The following is an 18,469-nucleotide window of genomic DNA, read 5'->3' on the forward strand; positions in this document are numbered from 1 at the left end:
AAACAATCCATTGGTGTGCATGTTCGCGTGGAGCCCAGGTGTTAAAGGCACTCAGGTGCTTTTTATATTGTCTTTGAAGTTTTTTACCATTGACACCGAAGAAGCCTCCAATGGTATGGCAATCAGTAGCGCTGCTATCTATTAATTTCTTTTAAAAAAGCCGCAAACTCTTGAGTCATGCGGGTTCCCTTGGCTGCTAACTGCCAATCTCTTTTAATAATTTCTCCTGTGGTTTTATTGGTCCAGCGACGTCTTTTGATGTGCAGATACACATACTTACCCCGCAGAGGAAAGTCCTGAATAGTAATCTGATCCTGAAAGCCCTTTGAGACTAATTCAAGTGCGTCAAACTCTTTTGGTGGCTTGGCATTCTCTTCAAAATATAGGTGTACTATTTCTTCTGTGTTAGTAGCGGAAATCACTTCAAAGTGATCTACTAAAAAATCAGGTAGCATAAATTTTAAAAGGTCTATAGGAGTCATCTCTAATTCTTAGATTACAAATTTCTAATTTTATTTTGACATTTCCTCCCCAGGTTTTGTTCTTGATCCAATAGCAATTTTAAAAACTATTCAAAATTACCCTAGATAGATACTAAATTGTCTTAATATGTAATATATCGTTTTCGTAAGGTTAAAATAGCATTTGTATCGGAAAATGCAGTTGTGTTTTAAACAGAATTATGATACTACTTTAGCAATAGAAATTATTACTAATTTAAAACAACAGTATTATGAAAGCGATTTTAAAACTTAGTCTGGTAGTATTGGTGGCAATGACCACGATGAGTACTTATGCAATCGATGGTGATTTTTTACTTAATGTAAAAAAAGGAACGGGTAAAGAAATTAGTTTTTCGGTAAATGAGATTCAGAAGGCCAATGTAACGATTTACGATAAATTCCACAATGTAATCTATTCTGAGACTGCCACGGGAAAAGGGGGGATTTTGAAAACCTACAGCCTTGAGGAGTTTCCTGACGGGGTTTATTTCCTGGAAGTGGAAACCAATCTGAAGAAAGTGACGCACGAGATTGTGATCACCAATGAGGTTTCTACACTATCGAGAAAATCAGTGGCCGAGGTGTACAAAGGGGATCTGAAAATGAAGAACCAAAATGTGGCCACGGTGAATTAATTGGGTTATTTTAAAAAAAGTGCTTACTTCGAAATCACAAAAAACACCTCCTCTTTGGGGCTTTTTTTTTGTTTATAGGACAATACTAAATTTAATCATTAAATACTAAATACGGTTATGGAAACGTGATTGCATGAGGGATGGGAATGGCATCTCCCGATTTAGAAAAACAAGGCTTTTCTGCCGTAGTTTTTGTTAATCGGGAATACAATGCACAGCCCGACCCGTAGGGACATGCCATAAAAGAAATCGAGAATTTAACTAGGGTTTTTGTGGTATTAAAAGTTTATCATCATTATGTTTTACGCTTCTAGTTTTCTATGTAGGTAATCAGAATAGTATCCTGACAATATTAAGGCAATGACTGTGGTTAATCCAAAAAAGGGATTAATATTAATCAGTGAATCTTCAGAATTGACTACTACAAATGAACCGTAGCCGAGATATCCGTATATTGATGATAAAAGGGCGAACATGGAGGCCAAGATAGATACACCTCTAATTCTAAAACGAAACGTGGCCCATAATAATATTATAATAAATAGATATTGATCATTTGGATGATCATAAGCAATTAGTAAACATACTAATACTGTTGCTAATCCTAAGAAAATAGCTTCTAGAAGTGAAGTGGAGATAATTTTTATGTGATGACGATAGAACCAAGATATTAGAAAAGGAGTTATAAGTATTGTACCAATTAAATCACCTTTCCATAGAGTTGTCCAATTGGAAATAAAGTGGTTTGGTACACTTAGACCCCAAAACGAAATAGCTGAAACGCATAACAAAGAACAAATACCACAATATAAAACGCTTATTCCTAAAAAGGATATAACTGAAGATCCTGATTTTAATGGATATTCGCCTTTGTTGATTGAATTAATTAAGTAAGTACTTATTATTACTGCGATTGCGACTCCTGTAGCTACTGATGCTGAAGAGAGTATGGTTTCGAGTAATGATTTGTCCAGCATTTTGCAAACATCCCAAAAAGAAAACATATTTGCGACAAATGATCCTATCCAAACTCCAACTATTGCTTTGCGTCCTATAATTAATACAGCAGCAAGTGCAAATCCTACGTCGGGGAAAATTGGAGATAGATTGTCTGGGGAGACAGTTATTCTGAAGCTCAAAAAAGCAAGTACATTGAAGATAAATGCAACCAAAATAATTTTAAATGTTGAAGATTTTAAAAAAAAAGGCGTGTAATAATCGTTTGCATCTAACTTGTACATAATTAATGGATTTTTTTTACTCTATTGAAATTCAGAAAGCTAATGTAGCAAATTTAGTATTTAATTTTTAATTGTATTTTCTTTAATGACTTAAAAAGTGTTTCTACAACTTATTTTTGTACAAAACTTTACTATTCGTTTCGTGTAATTAGTGTCCCGAAATTTATCTAGCAGTGTATATTTATGATTTAACCAAAAAAATAGAGGCTGCCTTTTCAGACAACCTCATAATATATTTTTAAATAAAATTGGAATTACATTGTAATAGGAAATTCAATTCCGTTTTGAGTATAAGTGCCTTTATTGTCACAATCTCCATTGCCATAATTAATTGTTCCGTTTAAAATAGTACTTTCTACTTTTAGTTTTCCTTTGGATACATAATCACAAGAGAAATTTTTAACTAAAGGTTCTAAAACCGTTAAAGTGATTTTGGCACCATTCTGTTTGGTAACAGTATGAGTTCCTTCAATCATTTCGTACGTGTTGTCTGTTAATGTAGGTGTTGTTGCTCCAACAGTTTGTTTTATTGTATAAGAGCCTGCGTTTTGATATACATCCCCTTTAGTATCTGTAAATATACCATCGGTAACTGTTCTTGTCCATTGAGGTACAGTTGTAGTTGTGTTTTTGTACACAATTTTTCCTGCTACTTTATTGCCATTTACAGAGTAGTCTACCCTTTCAACAGTCATGGTGCTGCCTGTCTCCGTAATATAATTAGAAAAAGTGATTTTCAATTTTCCTTTTCTGGTGATGCCATTAGTTACGCATCCTGTTGTTCCAAAATCTACATAGAATGTTTTAGGAAAAGTTGATGTTATTGGATCCATTGTCACGGTTCCACATGAACTGGTCAAAGATTTTCCTGTTTTTTTAGCAGTTAATTTGTCGAATGATACTTGAGTTCCTGTTTGAATATCCATTTCATTTACCGCATCAATAGAAGCTGATGCTACTACTGAACTATTGTCGGTAGCACTCAAAGAATCTTCTTTTGTACATGAAATAAATAGAAAACAAGTAAGGGTAAATGCTGCTGATAAATAAAAGTTTTTCTTCATAAAAAATAATTTTTAGGTTAGGTTTATTTAATTTGGGTAAGCAAATTTATTATTTTATGTGAAGTATCAATGGTTGTGACTGTTAAATATTGAATTAAATGTTAATATTTTGTTTTTTTGTAGTAAAAACAATCAATTAATGGAATTTGAAATGACTGGAAACATTTGGTAATTCAGCCAAATCAAGTTCCAGTTCAGTAGTACCATCATCAACAAATGCTCCTACAGTAAAGGAACCATAAGCATAAAAATTAAGTTCGGCTGATTGTTTGTCTACTTTTACGAGCTTGAAAGGTGGGTCGTCAAACGTATTATGCAAAGCGAATAAAACTAGGTCGCCGTTTGTTAATGGATTATTTTTGGGATTTGTAGAAACTATCTGGAGGTTTATTTTATACAATCCTTTGGTTTCTTCAATAACAGTTGCTTTTAATTCTCGCTCATTATTTATGGCACTTGATTTCCATTGTCCTTTTTGAGGATCATCATGATGGGTGATAAGGCCTTTATGCAGTTTCATTTTGGCTTCATTAATCATTTTATCCACATGCAACTCTATATTTCCGTTCCCTTTTTTGAATTCGTCAGAATCGACTAGTTTTTTAACAACAGCTTTAATGTTGGAATTAGACATAGTTGGTGCGTTTACCTTGTCGATTAACGCTTTGACCAATTGCTCTTTTTCATGAACCAAACTTTGAAACTCGATAATCTTTTTATCTTTTTGTTTATTCTCTTCTTTTGCTTCAAGCAGCTTTTCCTTTGTAATTTCCAGTTCTCTGCGGATCAAATTGTCGTCAGCATATTTGTATTTGTTGGATAAAACCAATCTCATATAATTGTATCCGATAAATAAACCTAAAAAGCTGAAATAGAAAAGGATGCCAATTGTGTAGATATTCAATAATTGGTCATTATATTTTGCAGCTATTCTTATATATTCTGCAAAGGAATTGATATATCCAGGAATTTCTTTTAAATTGATTAAAATAAAACCGACAATTATTTTAGTTAACCAGTCTGAGATTCCGATTAAGCCATTGTTGAGTGCATAATCTTTTCCTGTTTTATTGCCTCGCCTAGGCATTCCAAATAAAGTGCCCAAAAAAAATGAACTAATAAAAGCTGCTATTCCTAGTGTTAAACCTATAAAAAGAATTTTTCCGCCCATTTCTGGAATTGTGATGGGAAAACCAATAAGAGGAATCATTCCCAAAAAAAGACCCATATATAATGTGAGTAAAACCGAAGTTTCAGCTTCTTTACCTGTATTTTTTTCTTTCTCTAATTCCGTTTCATTTTGACTTTTGGTTTCGTGATTCGTCATAAGCGTAGATTTTAATTAGGTTCTAAATCAAATTAGTTTTTAATTGGTTTGTGAAGCTTAATTTTAAATAAAGAAATGAACTCATTTTCCCGAAAGGAGGGATGTTTTTTAAAGAAAGAAATGAAGACTGCTAGATTCTAAGAAGCCAAATAAACGATTCGTTTATTTCTTTCAATTCTTAAAATTAAGCAAAAAAATAACAAAATGGAAGCATAAGTGCTTATTTTAAATAAATTAGCTTTGGTTTTTGAAAAAATTAAGCAAAAAAAGCAATGATCTTGGGGCATAAAAAAACCTGCAAGTTTGAGCTTGCAGGTGTGGATTTTCCCTTTTAAAAAGCAAAGTAAAATTATTTGATCAAATCAAAACTTCTCTTCACGAAAGCCGTAAGTTCTTCGCCTTTCAAAAGGTTTTGAGATAATTTAGCCAAATCCAAAGCTTGTTTTACCAAACTTTCCTGAGCCGATTTGTCTTTGTTATTCAAAATGCTTGTAGCCAAATCTGAATTGGTATTTACAACCAAATTATACATTTCCGGCATATTACTCATTCCAAACATTCCACCACCACCAGACTGGCTCATTTCCTTCATTCTACGCATAAATTCAGGTTGCGTAATGATAAATGGAGCTGCATTGCTGTCTAACGCTTCCAATTGTACGGTATATGCTTTTGGAATATAAGTTTCTAATGAAGTTTTTAAACTTTCTTTTTCTTCTTCAGATAATTTAGAAATTGCAGCGTCTTCTTTCTTGATTAAGTTATCAATATGGTCAGAATCGACACGAACAAAATGCAATCCACTATTATCACCTTCAATTTTTTGAATTAAATGTGAGATAATTGGAGAGTCCAAAAGCAATACTTCATATCCTTTATCTTTTGCAATTTCGATATAAGAGTGTTGCGCTTCTTTGTTTCCTGCATATAAAACAACCAATTTTCCGTCTTTGTCGGTTTGTTTTTCTTTTAGGTTTTCTTTTAATTCTTCAAGAGTGAAGTATTTGTCATCTACTGTTGGGTATAAAACAAAAGCTCCAGCTTTTTCGTAGAATTTATCCTCAGATAGCATTCCATATTCCAGAACAATTTTGATGTCATTCCATTTTTGCTCAAAATCTGCTCTGTTTTCATTGAATAAAGATTTCAATTTATCGGCAACTTTACGAGTGATATAGTTTGATATTTTCTTAACAGCGCCATCAGCTTGTAATCCTGAACGGGAAACATTCAAAGGAATATCTGGGGAATCAACAACACCGCGAAGCATCATCAAAAATTCAGGTACAATTCCTTCTACATTATCCGTTACGTACACTTGATTTTGGTACAATTGAATTTTGTCTTTCTGAATTTGTAAGTCAGAACCTAATTTTGGGAAATATAAAATACCAGTTAAATTAAAAGGATAATCTACATTCAAATGAATATGGAATAATGGCTCCTCAAATTGCATCGGGTACATTTCACGGTAGAAATCTTTGTAATCAGCATCCGATAAATCAGTTGGTTGTTTTGTCCAAGCTGGATTAGGATTGTTGATGATATTGTCAACTTCTACTTCTGTAAAAGTATTTTCTTTGTCTTCAGATTCAACAAACTCGCCTTTCTTTTGTTCTATTTTTTCTTTTTTTGTTCCAAATTTAATTGGAATAGGCATGAACTTATTGTACTTGTTTAACAATCCAGAGATTTTAAATTCTTCCAAGAATTCAAGAGAATCTTCTGCGATGTGCAAAATAATTTCAGTACCTCTAGTCGTTTTGTCAGCTGGTTCCAATGTGAACTCTGGACTTCCGTCACAGGTCCAGTGTGCAGCTGGTTCGTCTTTGTATGATTTGGTAATGATTTCCACTTTTTCCGCTACCATAAAAGCAGAGTAAAAGCCAAGACCAAAATGACCAATGATTCCTGAATCTTTGGCAGAATCTTTGTATTTGTCCAAGAACTCTTCAGCTCCAGAAAAAGCAACCTGATTGATGTATTTTTCTACTTCATCGGCAGTCATTCCCAACCCTTGATCAATGATGTGGAGTTTTTTGCCTTCTTTGTCAATTTTAATTTCAATAATCGGAGAACCATATTCAACTTTAGCTTCACCAATACTGGTAAGGTGTTTTAGTTTTAAAGTTGCATCGGTTCCGTTTGAAATCAATTCACGCAAGAAAATTTCGTGATCACTATAAAGAAACTTCTTGATTAAGGGAAAGATGTTTTCAACCGAAACATTAATTTTACCTGTTGTCATGTTTTTATATGTATTAATGGTTTTACAATTGGTAAAAGTAACTTTCAAATAGAGTACCAATTACTTTGAAAGTGACAAATTGTCGTAAGTAAATTATATAAACAAAAAAATAAATTTTAATAATTTTCATATGTACCTTTGTGCTTACATTAATTTAAAATTGAAAAAAAAATGAGGAAAATTCTTTTAATATGCACTATGGCCATTTTGGTTTTTGCATGTAAATCTGCGTCTACTGCGCCTGCAACACCGGAGCCAGTTTCTAACGCTCCTATAACAAAATTAGACAAGACTTCTCAGGTCGCAATAAAAGGAAATTGGCAGATTACGAATGTTAGTTATCCAGGTTCGGATTATATTAAAGTAAACTCTTTTAATCTTGCTGATTCAAAATGTTTTGTGGGAAGTACATGGAAGTTTATTTCAAACAACAATAAAGGGAATATGACTTTGAACAGCCCTAGTTGTGCTGCTTTTACATCTGATATCACTTGGTATGTGAATAAAGAAGGACAGTTTGTTCTAAAGATTTTAGACGAAGGACTGAAGTCTAAAAAAGTAAAAACTGGTTTCGTTCTTGGGGTTAGAAATCAAACAGAAACTTCATTTGAATTGATTGACAAAATAAACGTAGGGAATAATCCAACTGCTGTTGTTTACCAATTTCAAAAAGTTAACTAATTTATAATATAAAAAATAAGATGAAAAAAATAACGATTTTAGGATTAAGTAGTTTATTGGTGTTGAGTTTTCTTTTTACAGGTTGTGATTCTGTAAAGAATGCTAATAACACACAAAAAGGAGCAGGAATTGGAGCAGTTGCAGGAGGAGTTCTGGGTGCTGTGTTAGGAAATAATATTGGAAAAGGTGGAAACGCTGCATTAGGAGCTGCTATTGGAGCAGTTGTTGGTGGTGGAACCGGAGCTTTGATTGGAAACAGCATGGACAAACAGGCAAGAGAGATTGATCAAGCTTTGCCAGGTGCCGATGTTGAACGTGTAGGAGAGGGAATTCATTTGGTTTTGAATGAAAATGCAGTTCGTTTTGATGTGAACAAATCATCTTTGACACCTCAGGCTAAAGCTAATTTGGATAAATTAGTTCCTGTGTTTAATTCTTATGCAGATACTAATATTGAAATTTTTGGTTATACTGACAATACAGGAAAAGCAGATTATAACTTAACGCTTTCTCAAAAAAGAGCTGAATCAGTAAAATTGTATTTAGTTTCAAAAGGATTGGTGGCTAGCCGTTTCAAAACATCAGGATTTGGTATTGCAGATCCAATTGCTTCAAATGATACTAAAGAAGGTCAAAGTCAAAACCGTCGTGTAGAATTTGCAATTACTGCCAACCAAAAAATGGTTGAAGAAGCCAAAAGTAAACAATAGTAACATCTTAGAATGTTGAAAAAAAACTGCTTTATTATGAAGCAGTTTTTTTTTGGATTTAAATCAAATATGAACAAATTATTTTTCATAAAGAAACTATATTTGTTCTCTCAAATTTTAATGTTATAGAATGCTTCAAGTTCAAAATATTTCATTCGGATATACCGAAAAAATCATTATTCAAAATGTGGATTTCACCGTCGCCAAAGGACAGAATATAGCTATTCTTGGAGAAAGTGGTTGTGGAAAAAGCACCCTTTTAAAACTTATTTATGGCATGTATGACCTAAATGAAGGACACATTTTTTATAATGAAACGGAGATTCGAGGACCTAAATATAATTTGATTCCGGGGATGCCATTTATGAAATATTTGGCTCAGGATTTTGATTTGATGCCCTATGAAACGGTTGCCGAAAATGTAGGTAAGTTTCTTTCCAATGGTTTTTTGCCCTTAAAAAAACTGCGCATTCAAGAATTACTGGAAATGGTTGAAATGACCGAATTTTCCAATGTGAAAGCCAAATTATTGAGTGGAGGACAACAGCAACGTGTTGCATTAGCGAGAGTTTTGGCGTTGGAACCCGAAGTGTTGCTGCTGGATGAACCTTTTAGCCATATCGATAATTTTAGAAAAAATGCATTACGCAGAAATCTATTTGCCTATCTGAAGAAAAAAGGAATCACCTGTTTTATTGCAACCCATGACAGTGTTGATGCTCTTTCTTTTTCTGACGAAACGATAGTTTTGCATCAGGGAAGAATTATGGAAAAAGGGCCGTCTGCAGATGTCTATAATTATCCTTTGAATAAGTATGTTGCCTCTCTTTTTGGAGAAGTAAACGAATTGAGATTATCCCAATTGATGCCAATAGAAGGAGAAGATGAAATTATATTATTGTATCCACATCAGTTAAAAGTTGATCCAAGCGGTACTTTGCAAGCAGTGGTAAAACAATCTTTTTTTAAGGGAAGTCGCTATCTAATAAAAGCTGCTTTTGACAGGAAAGCTATTTTCTTTGAACATGAAACTGCCCTAGAATTCAATCAAGAAGTGTTGCTGAAAATTATCTAAATAGTGAGATATTAAATTACTCTTAGATTTATAAATAATAAGGCAAAACTACTAATGTCTAAAAAAACACTATATTGTGCTCTTGTTTTTTAAAAGATATTTAAATTTGTACCCTTGGTTTTAATAAAATAATAAAAATATGTACCATTCAAAAATAACGGGATTGGGATATTATGTCCCAGAAAATGTAGTGACTAATGATGATTTGTCTAAAATCATCGATACTAATGACGAATGGATTCAAGAAAGAACAGGGATTCAGGAAAGAAGACATATCATTCGTGGAGAGGATACGACGACTTCAATGGGTGTAAAAGCCGCAAAAATTGCTATGGAGCGCTCGGGTGTTGCTGCTTCAGCTATTGATTTTGTTGTTTTTGCAACACTAAGTCCCGATTATTATTTTCCAGGACCTGGGGTTTTGGTGCAACGTGATTTAGGTTTGAGAACCGTTGGGGCATTAGATGTACGTAATCAATGTTCTGGTTTTGTGTATGCTCTTTCTGTGGCGGATCAATATATTAAGACAGGAATGTATAAAAATATTCTTGTGATAGGTTCCGAAGTTCAATCAACAGGATTGGATATGACAACACGTGGAAGAGGCGTTTCTGTGATTTTTGGAGATGGAGCGGGAGCGGCTATTTTGAGTAGAGAAGAAGATTTGACTAAAGGAATTTTATCGACACATTTGCATTCCGAAGGAGTTCACGCCGAAGAATTGGTTGTGACAGCTCCGGGTATGGGAGGTCGTTGGGTAACAGATATTTTGGCTGACAATAATCCGGATGACGAAAGTTATTATCCTCATATGAACGGACAATTTGTATTTAAAAATGCTGTGGTTCGTTTTGCAGAAGTAATCAACGAAGGTTTGGAAGCTAATAATTTGCAGGTTTCGGATATTGATATGTTGATTCCTCATCAGGCCAATCTGAGAATTTCACAATACATACAAAAGAAATTTGGATTGAATGATGATCAGGTATTCAACAATATACAAAAGTACGGAAACACAACTGCAGCTTCTATTCCAATTGCTTTGACCGAAGCTTGGGAACAAGGAAAAATAAAATCAGGAGATACTGTGGTTTTAGCTGCTTTTGGTAGTGGATTTACTTGGGCAAGCGCTATTATAAAATGGTAATATATTCTGTTATTGATTAAAGAATTCTATAACTGTCGAAATAAAAACTCACAATAACATTCTTTTTAAACATAAGAAACCCCAGAGTTGGCATTCTCTGGGGTTTCTTTTTTGCAACCTAATTATTAAAACTAATCTTTAGAACCCGCCACTTCCTTGGGTTTCATTTTTATCTCTTTCTTTTCTTTGAATCGCTTTGTTTTTTCCAGTTCCAAAACGATAATTGAATCCTACATAGGCAGTTTGACTTTCCCAATGGAATTCACCAGTTTGTACTTTGGGTTTTGTGGCATCAAAAGCAAAATGCATACTATCAAATAAATCGCTTACTCTGGCAGTTATGGTTCCGCTACCTTTAAGGACTGTAAGGCTTGAACCTAAATCGACTCTCCACATTGGTTTTCTTAGGAATTGCAATCCTAAATCTTCACCACGGTACATTCCTGTCAATTGAAAGCGTAAATTTTTACTGGCTTTAAAAGTGTTGCTTATGCGAGAGTTAAAAGTAGTGACATCCACTTCCACGTAATCCGTTTCTACGTAACCTTTTGTTTTTTTGTTATAAACATCAAAACTAATATTTGCAGTATACCATTTTGTAAAATCAAGATTTCCTGAAAGTTCCACTCCAAAAGCATTGTTGTCGCCCAAATTGGCATAAGATAAAATTTGTCTTTCTGGGTCATTTGGATTCTCAAAAATGGTTCGTGAAATCTCGTCATTGATTTGGCGGTAAAACACTCCTGATGTTAGGGAACCTATTTTGGTTTTTCGAGTATAATTTAATTCAACCGAATTGGTGAATTGGGGACGTAATTCTGGATTACCTTCTGAGTCTATCAAAGGAGTACTCCATTCGCGTATTGGATTTACTTGGTCGATACTCGGTCTGTCTACACGTTTTGAAACACTAAGATTAAAGGAATCATTATCATTTGGAGCATAATTTAAAAACCCTGATGGGTACACCGTGAATAGATCATCATTAAAAGCACCATCGGCTTCATTTACTTTTTTGAATAAAGCATCAGCGTTGTATTTTTCAAAACGGGCTCCAACTTGTGCATTCCATTTATTCCACTGTTTTGAAAAAGTGGTATAGGCTGAATAAATTTTTCTTTCGTAATTGAAATTTGAGTTATAGGCACCATCCAAAAGGAAGTTGTTTTTGGTGTTTTCAATTCTCGTTTCTAATCCAGCTTCAAGCTTGATGGTTTCCGTCAAAGGATTGGTGTAATCCAAATTGAGTAAAACATTTTCCCCTTTATTGGTAATGTCATTCGTTTTAGGAGTGTTGAATACACTGTTTTCGGTATTGTCGTTGTTACTGTAATTACCTTCAAACTCAAGAGTATGTCCTTCTTTTTTGAATTTTTTCTTATAATCTAGATTATAGGTTTGCGTATAATTGTCGTTTTTAGTGTCTAATAATTGATTGATACTTGGTTCTGTAGGGTCTGAAAAATCTACATTTACTTTAGATTTTCCATTTTCGTCATTAATGTTTTGGGTTGTGTAAACAGAAATAGTATTGGTGTCATTCAAATAAAAGTCTAGTCCCACTTTGGCTAAGTGAGAGGTGTTCTCATTTGAAAAATCAAATTTTTGAGTATTTTCAATAGCTCCATTGTCATCAAATGTTTCTACTTGTCCATGATTATGATGTTTACCTGTCGTTAAGCCATAATTGGCATACATGTTCACTTTACCATTACGGTAATTCATGTCAAAAGAAGAGTTTGTTTTTGGGGTTTCACCAAAAGTTACTCCGCTGTTTATGCTTCCGTTAAAACCTATTTTAGCATTTTTGTTTAAAACGATATTGATAATTCCACTCATTCCTTCGGGATTGTATTTAGCAGAAGGGTTGGTAATTAATTCAATTTGTTTGATTGAAGTGGATGGAATTTGCTGCAATAACTGAGCCGCATCAACAGTACTTGGTTTACCGTCTACAAATACCCTAACGTTCGAATTTCCTCTAAGGCTCACTGCGTTGGTTTGTGGATCGACACTTACCGAAGGAATGTTGTTCATGATTTCGGCGGCAGTTGCTCCTGCGCTCAGTAAATCTTTCCCGACGTTGATGATTTTTCGATCTGTTTTTTGTTCGATTAAGGAATGCTCTTTGATAATATCAACTGATTGGAGTTCTGTAGCTTCTTCTTCCAAAAGGATTTCTATAGTGGAACTTTTTTTTGAAGAACTCAATTCAAACGAAGTAGTGTATTTTTTGTACCCAATGAACTCTACTTCTAAAGTGAATTTTTTCAGTTCTAAGTTTTTTATCAAAAAAGAGCCATTTTCGTCAGCAACAATTCCGGTAATTACTTTTCCGGCATCTTTTATTACTATTGAAGCATACTGTACGGGTTGGTTTGTTGCTTTATTTGTTACTTTTCCCGAAATAATTCCAGGGTTTTCGGCTTGTGCAATTCCTATAAAACTCAATAGGAAAAACACTAATAGTTTAATTTTCATAATTTGTTTTTTGATTGATTGTTTTGATTGATGATTGCAAGTAAGACTGTTTTGTCTTCTTTTTGTAACACTATTTCATGAAAAAATTGATAGATCTTTCCAAAAAATATTGGGAAACTTTGATTTTTAGCATTTTGTAACTAAATTTTTTTTTGATATTTTTTGGGCTTAAGTAGTTTTAAAATGCTTTTTTTTTATTTTTTAGGAGTAGTATTCTATATAAATTAGATTATGTCGAGAGTTAATATTCCTATTGAATGGAAGTAATATTTTAGGACACTTTCTTTTTATAAGAACTACCAACTAGAATGTTATTTTTCACTTTCTATATTTGGCGAATAAGCCTTATATTTGCACACTTAAAAAAATCAAGTATACATGTCATTATCCAATATTCTTACCCCATCTATAGAGAAAGCTATCCAAACTTTGTTTGATGTAACAATTGATAAAATAGAGTTTCAAACCACAAGAAAAGAGTTTGAAGGCGATATTACGATGGTTATTTTTCCATTACTTAAATTGGTAAAAAGCAATCCTATTGAATTGGGAAATAAAATTGGAAATTATCTTGTAGAAAATGTTCCGGAAGTCGCTCGTTTTAACGTGGTTTCCGGGTTTTTGAATATTGTGATTGCAGATCAATATTATTTGAATTTCTTCAACGAAATAAGAAGTGCTGAAAAATTTGGATTTGTGACGCCTTCGGCAAATGACAAAGCGGTAATGGTAGAATATTCTTCGCCAAACACTAACAAGCCTTTGCACTTAGGACACGTTCGTAATAATTTATTGGGTTATTCGGTAGCTGAGATTATAAAAGCTTCTGGGAAAAAAGTATATAAAACACAAATCATCAACGATAGAGGAATCCATATTTGCAAGTCAATGTTGGCTTGGCAAAAGTTTGGAAATGGAGAAACTCCTGAATCTACTGGATTGAAAGGCGATAAATTGGTTGGTAACTATTATGTGGCTTTTGATAAAGCTTACAAAGCAGAAATTACCGAATTGATGGAAACCGGAAAAACTGAGGAGGAAGCAAAAAAAACAGCTCCAATTATTCTCGAAGCGCAACAAATGCTTTTGGATTGGGAGAATGGAAAACCAGAAGTTATCGAACTTTGGAAAACTATGAACCAATGGGTTTATAATGGTTTTGCCACTACCTATAAAAATCTAGGTGTAAATTTTGACAGCTATTACTACGAAAGCAATACCTATTTATTGGGGAAAGATGTAGTTCAAGTAGGATTGGACAAAGGAATTTTTGAAAAAGATCCTGACGGTTCTGTTTGGATTGATTTAACCGATGAAGGATTAGATCGTAAAATTGTATTGCGTTCAGATGGGACTGCAGTTTATATGACTCAAGATATTGGTACTGCGATTCAACGTGTAAAAGACATGCCAGATGTTGGAGGAATGGTATACACTGTTGGTAACGAACAGGATTATCACTTTAAAGTATTGTTTTTAATTCTGAAAAAATTAGGATTTGACTGGGCCTCAAGTTTATTTCATTTATCGTACGGAATGGTAGATTTGCCTTCTGGAAAAATGAAAAGCCGTGAAGGTACTGTAGTGGATGCCGATGATTTGATGCAGGAGATGACTGATACAGCTCAAAAAATTGCCGAAGATTTAGGGAAACTAGAAGGTTATTCTGCTGAAGAAAAGTCAAAATTATACAATACAATAGGTCTTGGAGCGCTTAAATATTATATTTTGAAAGTAGATCCAAAAAAACGAATTCTGTTTAATCCAGAGGAATCTGTTGATTTTGCTGGTAACACAGGGCCTTTCATTCAATATACTTACGCCAGAATTCAATCAATTATCCGTAAAGCCGATTTTGATTTTGCATCCAATGCAGGAATTGAAGAACTTCACGAAAAAGAAAAAGAATTGGTAAAACAATTAGAATTGTTCCCAGAGGTGATTCAGAATGCGGCCCATAATCATAGCCCTGCTTTGATTGCTAATTATACATATGATTTGGTTCGTGAATACAATTCTTTTTATCAAGCCGTTTCCATTCTTGGAGAAACTGATTTGGCTAAAAAAACATTCAGAGTGCAATTGTCCAAAAAAGTGGCAGATGTTATTGCAGATTCCTTTAGTTTATTAGGGATTAATGTTCCAGAAAGAATGTAATTTTATAAATAAAATTTAAGGAGAGGCTGTCTATGTTTTTAGACAGCCTCTTTTTTAGTTGTTAGGGACGGGGGAATTTTGGTTTAATTGAGAATCATTGCAATTTTAATTCATTGCTAATTCATTGTTTGTTTTAACAATTTCGCCTGTTGAACTAATTTGTATATTTTGAGTTTGATTATCTTTTTTAAGTTTCAAATGGTATGTTTTTTTTAATATTGCTCCTTTTTGTTGAGAATATTCAAACTTACTTTTTGTAATTGTCCATTCAGGATACCACATAAAGACAAAACGCATTATTTCTCTTGGTAATTCTGCATTTGCATATTTTTCGTTAACCCTTACTAATACTCCGTGTTGATTGTAAGTTGCCACCAAGAAGCCTTTTTCATTTTCTAAAGTCACTAAATACTCGTCGAAATTTCTGCACTCTTCATTATCTACATTGTACGAAATGAATTCGTTTTGAGTGTTTCTGATAACTGCATCAGGATTGTTGTCTGGAATGTATTTTGAAACATTTTTAGTGTGTGAAACTAATACTTCTGGTAATACTTCCATTTTTAAAGTTTCTGCTTTTCTATCAGCTGTTTTTTGGTCTTGCGAATACGTCGCAGAAAAGAAGCTTAAGCAAAGGGCAAAGGTGATAATTGTTCTCATGATCTTGTATTTTTTTTATATTGTTTTTTTAATGATTTTTATGTTTTTTTATAGTATAAAAGTACATTTATTTTTGAAATAGTAAAAATATTTTTTTATTAATTTTTCAAAAAAACAAATATTTTTTTGCAAATACAACAATCTTATGTGTTTATTTTAATTTTAAATTTAATTATTCTTTATTTTTTAACACTAAGACATTATTTAAAAAGCTTCTTTTGGCAAACTGTAAAACAAATGAAAACGTTTGATAGAAATTAATGCTAAAAGCGTAAAATCCGACTTAATTATCAATCAGAAGACATGAAAAACTAGTCTTAAATTGTATAAAAAAATGATGCTTTTTTAAAACTAAATTTACACATTCAAGTTTGAATGCATAATCATATTTAACCTTTCTTTCCATAAAAAATGCCCCCAAATAGTGTCTAACTTTTTGGGGGCAGTCTATAAGCGGGACGGATTTTTTTATGTGCTGTCTCTATGTCTGTTTATCAATTTGAAACAATAAGATAATTGATTTCTACCGGTTTCAGTATTCTGTCTTCGCTGACACAATCTACCAAAAAGCGTAATTCCTCCAGTTCTTTTCTGTTAAGCAGAATAATAAAATTAGACTGTAAAGTTGGAATCGGAATCTTCTTTTCATAAATTGAATTTTTATATTGCCTTTCCCAATAATCAACATCTATTTGGTCCAAATAATTGGCAAAACTCGTCATTTCTATACTGCTCAAATCAAATGTCAAATTGTTAAACAGCAATTGATACATGTTTCTATGTTGGCAATACAAGAGAATTCCATTAGAGGTTCGGTTTAATACTTTTAGATTGCACATAAGCGAAATTCTTAATTATTTTATGAGTAAAGAAATCTGATTTTTGTTGGTTTCATTAGTCAATTTTCAATTGAAAAAAAGTCATTGAATGTTATCGTAGCATTATTTAATTAAAAATAAAATATTTGTTTGTAAAAAAGGAATTGACAGCAAATAATATGTATAATCATTTTTAGTTGGTTTTACTGTTTTTGGAGAAAGGAGGCTGGATTTATCTGGCCTCTTTTTATTGTTTTGAATTTTATTTTAAAACAATTGCTTTTTTATTTCTAATACTATTTAAACTTCAATATCAAATCATTAAATTTGCGCCTTAATTAAAGAGAAATACAATTATGTTCGATAATTTAAGCGATAAACTAGACAAAGCCTTTCATATATTAAAAGGACACGGAAAAATCACTGAAGTAAACGTAGCCGAAACTTTGAAAGAAGTACGTCGTGCTTTACTCGATGCCGATGTCAATTTTAAAATTGCCAAAGATTTTACTACCAAAGTAAAAGAGAAAGCAATAGGTCAAGATGTATTAACGACATTGCAACCTGGACAATTATTGGTAAAGTTAGTCAAAGATGAGCTTACTGAATTGATGGGTGGAGATGTTGCAGGAATCAATCTTTCAGGTACACCATCTGTTATATTAATGTCAGGATTGCAAGGATCTGGAAAAACTACTTTTTCTGGTAAATTGGCGAATTATCTTCAAACAAAAAAGAATAAAAAAGTGCTTTTGGTTGCCTGTGATATTTACCGTCCAGCGGCTATTCAGCAATTGTATGTTGTAGGAGATTCTATAGCTGTTGAGGTTTACTCTGAACCAGAAAATAAAAATCCGGTTGAGATTGCACAAAATGCAATTAAGCATGCAAAAGCAAATGGATTCAATGTGGTGATTGTCGATACTGCCGGTCGTCTTGCTGTTGACAAGGAAATGATGGATGAAATTGCCAAAGTGCATAAAGCCATTCAGCCACAGGAAACCTTATTTGTTGTGGATGCCATGACAGGTCAGGACGCTGTGAATACAGCAAAAGCTTTCAACGATATCTTGAATTTTGACGGGGTTATTTTAACCAAATTAGATGGAGATACTCGTGGTGGAGCTGCAATTTCTATTAAATCGGTAGTGAACAAACCAATTAAGTTTGTGGGTACAGGTGAGAAAATGGACGCAATTGATGTTTTCTATCCAAATCGTATGGCAGAACGTATCCTTGGTATGGGGGATGTTGTGTCGTTGGTGGAAAGAGCACAAGAGCAATATGACGAAGATGAAGCCAGAAAAATCCAAAAGAAAATCGCTAAAAACGAATTTGGTTTTGATGATTTCTTGTCTCAAATTCAACAAGTGAAGAAAATGGGTAATATGAAAGACTTGGTAGGGATGATACCAGGTGCTTCCAAAGCGATGAAAGATATCGAAATTGAAGACGATGCTTTCAAACATATTGAAGCAATTATACACTCAATGACTCCAATTGAAAGAAGTAAGCCTGCAATAATTGATGTAAAAAGAAAAGCTAGAATTGCAAAAGGATCTGGGACAAAAGTGGAGCAAGTGAACCAATTAATGAAACAGTTTGAGCAAATGAGCAAAATGATGAAGATGATGCAAGGCCCAGGAGGAAAAAACCTGATGAAGATGATGGGCGGAATGAAAGGAATGCCAGGTGGAATGCCGAGATAAAATAAGAATGTTT

16 protein-coding genes are annotated in these 18,469 nt (G+C 33.3%); 8 read left to right on the forward strand and 8 right to left on the reverse strand.

The genetic code is table 11. The annotated features are described in order from the left end of the window. Positions 1-19: 19 nt before the first annotated feature. Positions 20-145: a hypothetical protein gene (locus tag C8C85_RS18650; protein ID WP_262498022.1), complete on the forward strand. Its 126-nt coding sequence runs from the start codon at positions 20-22 to the stop codon at positions 143-145. Here the strand turns inward: C8C85_RS18650 and C8C85_RS12185 are convergent. Beyond that, positions 135-482: a transposase gene (locus tag C8C85_RS12185; protein WP_116797296.1), complete on the reverse strand. Its 348-nt coding sequence runs from the start codon at positions 480-482 to the stop codon at positions 135-137. The genes C8C85_RS18650 and C8C85_RS12185 overlap by 11 nt on opposite strands. Positions 483-733: 251 nt before the next feature. Between C8C85_RS12185 and C8C85_RS12190 the strand changes: the two genes are divergently transcribed. After that, the gene (locus C8C85_RS12190; RefSeq protein WP_116796936.1) at positions 734-1,138 is read left to right on the forward strand and encodes a secretion protein; all 405 of its coding nucleotides are present in this window, start codon (positions 734-736) and stop codon (positions 1,136-1,138) included. Positions 1,139-1,440: 302 nt separating this feature from the next. On the opposite strand, the gene C8C85_RS12195 is transcribed toward C8C85_RS12190, so the two are convergent. From C8C85_RS12195 to htpG, 4 genes are all read right to left on the reverse strand, one after another. Next, positions 1,441-2,379 carry an MASE1 domain-containing protein gene (locus tag C8C85_RS12195; protein ID WP_116797297.1) on the reverse strand — a complete coding sequence of 313 codons (939 nt, stop codon included), beginning with the start codon at positions 2,377-2,379 and terminating at the stop codon, positions 1,441-1,443. A 254-nt stretch (positions 2,380-2,633) separates the two neighbouring features. Next, on the reverse strand, positions 2,634-3,443 hold the full coding sequence (locus tag C8C85_RS12200) for a hypothetical protein (protein WP_116797298.1): 810 nt from the start codon (positions 3,441-3,443) through the stop codon (positions 2,634-2,636). A gap of 136 nt (positions 3,444-3,579) precedes the next feature. After that, positions 3,580-4,770, reverse strand: a complete 1,191-nt coding sequence (locus C8C85_RS12205; protein ID WP_116797299.1) for a pYEATS domain-containing protein — start codon at positions 4,768-4,770, stop codon at positions 3,580-3,582. Between the two features lie 349 nt (positions 4,771-5,119). Beyond that, a complete protein-coding gene (gene htpG / locus C8C85_RS12210) occupies positions 5,120-7,018 on the reverse strand; it encodes a molecular chaperone HtpG (protein WP_116797300.1) in 1,899 nt (632 codons plus the stop codon). Between the two features lie 171 nt (positions 7,019-7,189). On the opposite strand from htpG, the gene C8C85_RS12215 reads away from it, so the two are divergent. The 4 genes from C8C85_RS12215 to C8C85_RS12230 all read left to right on the forward strand — a co-directional run bounded on the left by C8C85_RS12215 (position 7,190) and on the right by C8C85_RS12230 (position 10,631). After that, on the forward strand, positions 7,190-7,699 hold the full coding sequence (locus C8C85_RS12215; RefSeq protein WP_116797301.1) for a lipocalin family protein: 510 nt from the start codon (positions 7,190-7,192) through the stop codon (positions 7,697-7,699). A 20-nt stretch (positions 7,700-7,719) separates the two neighbouring features. Continuing rightward, entirely contained in the window at positions 7,720-8,409 is a 690-nt protein-coding gene (locus tag C8C85_RS12220; protein WP_116797302.1) for an OmpA family protein, read from the forward strand. Positions 8,410-8,539: 130 nt separating this feature from the next. Continuing rightward, positions 8,540-9,484, forward strand: coding sequence for an ABC transporter ATP-binding protein (locus tag C8C85_RS12225; RefSeq protein WP_116797303.1), 945 nt, complete (start codon positions 8,540-8,542; stop codon positions 9,482-9,484). Positions 9,485-9,623: 139 nt separating this feature from the next. Then, positions 9,624-10,631: a 3-oxoacyl-ACP synthase III family protein gene (locus tag C8C85_RS12230; protein ID WP_116797304.1), complete on the forward strand. Its 1,008-nt coding sequence runs from the start codon at positions 9,624-9,626 to the stop codon at positions 10,629-10,631. A gap of 138 nt (positions 10,632-10,769) precedes the next feature. Here the strand turns inward: C8C85_RS12230 and C8C85_RS12235 are convergent, their stop codons facing one another. Continuing rightward, positions 10,770-13,112 (reverse strand): outer membrane beta-barrel family protein, encoded by a 2,343-nt coding sequence (locus C8C85_RS12235; protein ID WP_116797305.1) that lies wholly within the window; start codon positions 13,110-13,112, stop codon positions 10,770-10,772. Positions 13,113-13,490: 378 nt separating this feature from the next. On the opposite strand from C8C85_RS12235, the gene argS reads away from it, so the two are divergent. Beyond that, entirely contained in the window at positions 13,491-15,269 is a 1,779-nt protein-coding gene (argS, locus tag C8C85_RS12240) for an arginine--tRNA ligase (protein WP_116797306.1), read from the forward strand. A gap of 105 nt (positions 15,270-15,374) precedes the next feature. On the opposite strand, the gene C8C85_RS12245 is transcribed toward argS, so the two are convergent. Then, positions 15,375-15,929: a hypothetical protein gene (locus C8C85_RS12245; RefSeq protein WP_116797307.1), complete on the reverse strand. Its 555-nt coding sequence runs from the start codon at positions 15,927-15,929 to the stop codon at positions 15,375-15,377. 494 nt (positions 15,930-16,423) lie between these two features. Then, complete coding sequence (locus C8C85_RS12250; RefSeq protein WP_133243385.1) at positions 16,424-16,768, reverse strand: DUF6686 family protein; 345 nt, start codon at positions 16,766-16,768, stop codon at positions 16,424-16,426. A 335-nt stretch (positions 16,769-17,103) separates the two neighbouring features. Here C8C85_RS12250 and ffh point away from each other — a divergent pair, with 335 nt between their 5' ends. Further along, positions 17,104-18,456: a signal recognition particle protein gene (gene ffh, locus C8C85_RS12255; protein ID WP_077375394.1), complete on the forward strand. Its 1,353-nt coding sequence runs from the start codon at positions 17,104-17,106 to the stop codon at positions 18,454-18,456. Positions 18,457-18,469 lie beyond the last annotated feature (13 nt).

Source organism: Flavobacterium sp. 103, assembly GCF_003096795.1.
Taxonomy (GTDB): domain Bacteria; phylum Bacteroidota; class Bacteroidia; order Flavobacteriales; family Flavobacteriaceae; genus Flavobacterium.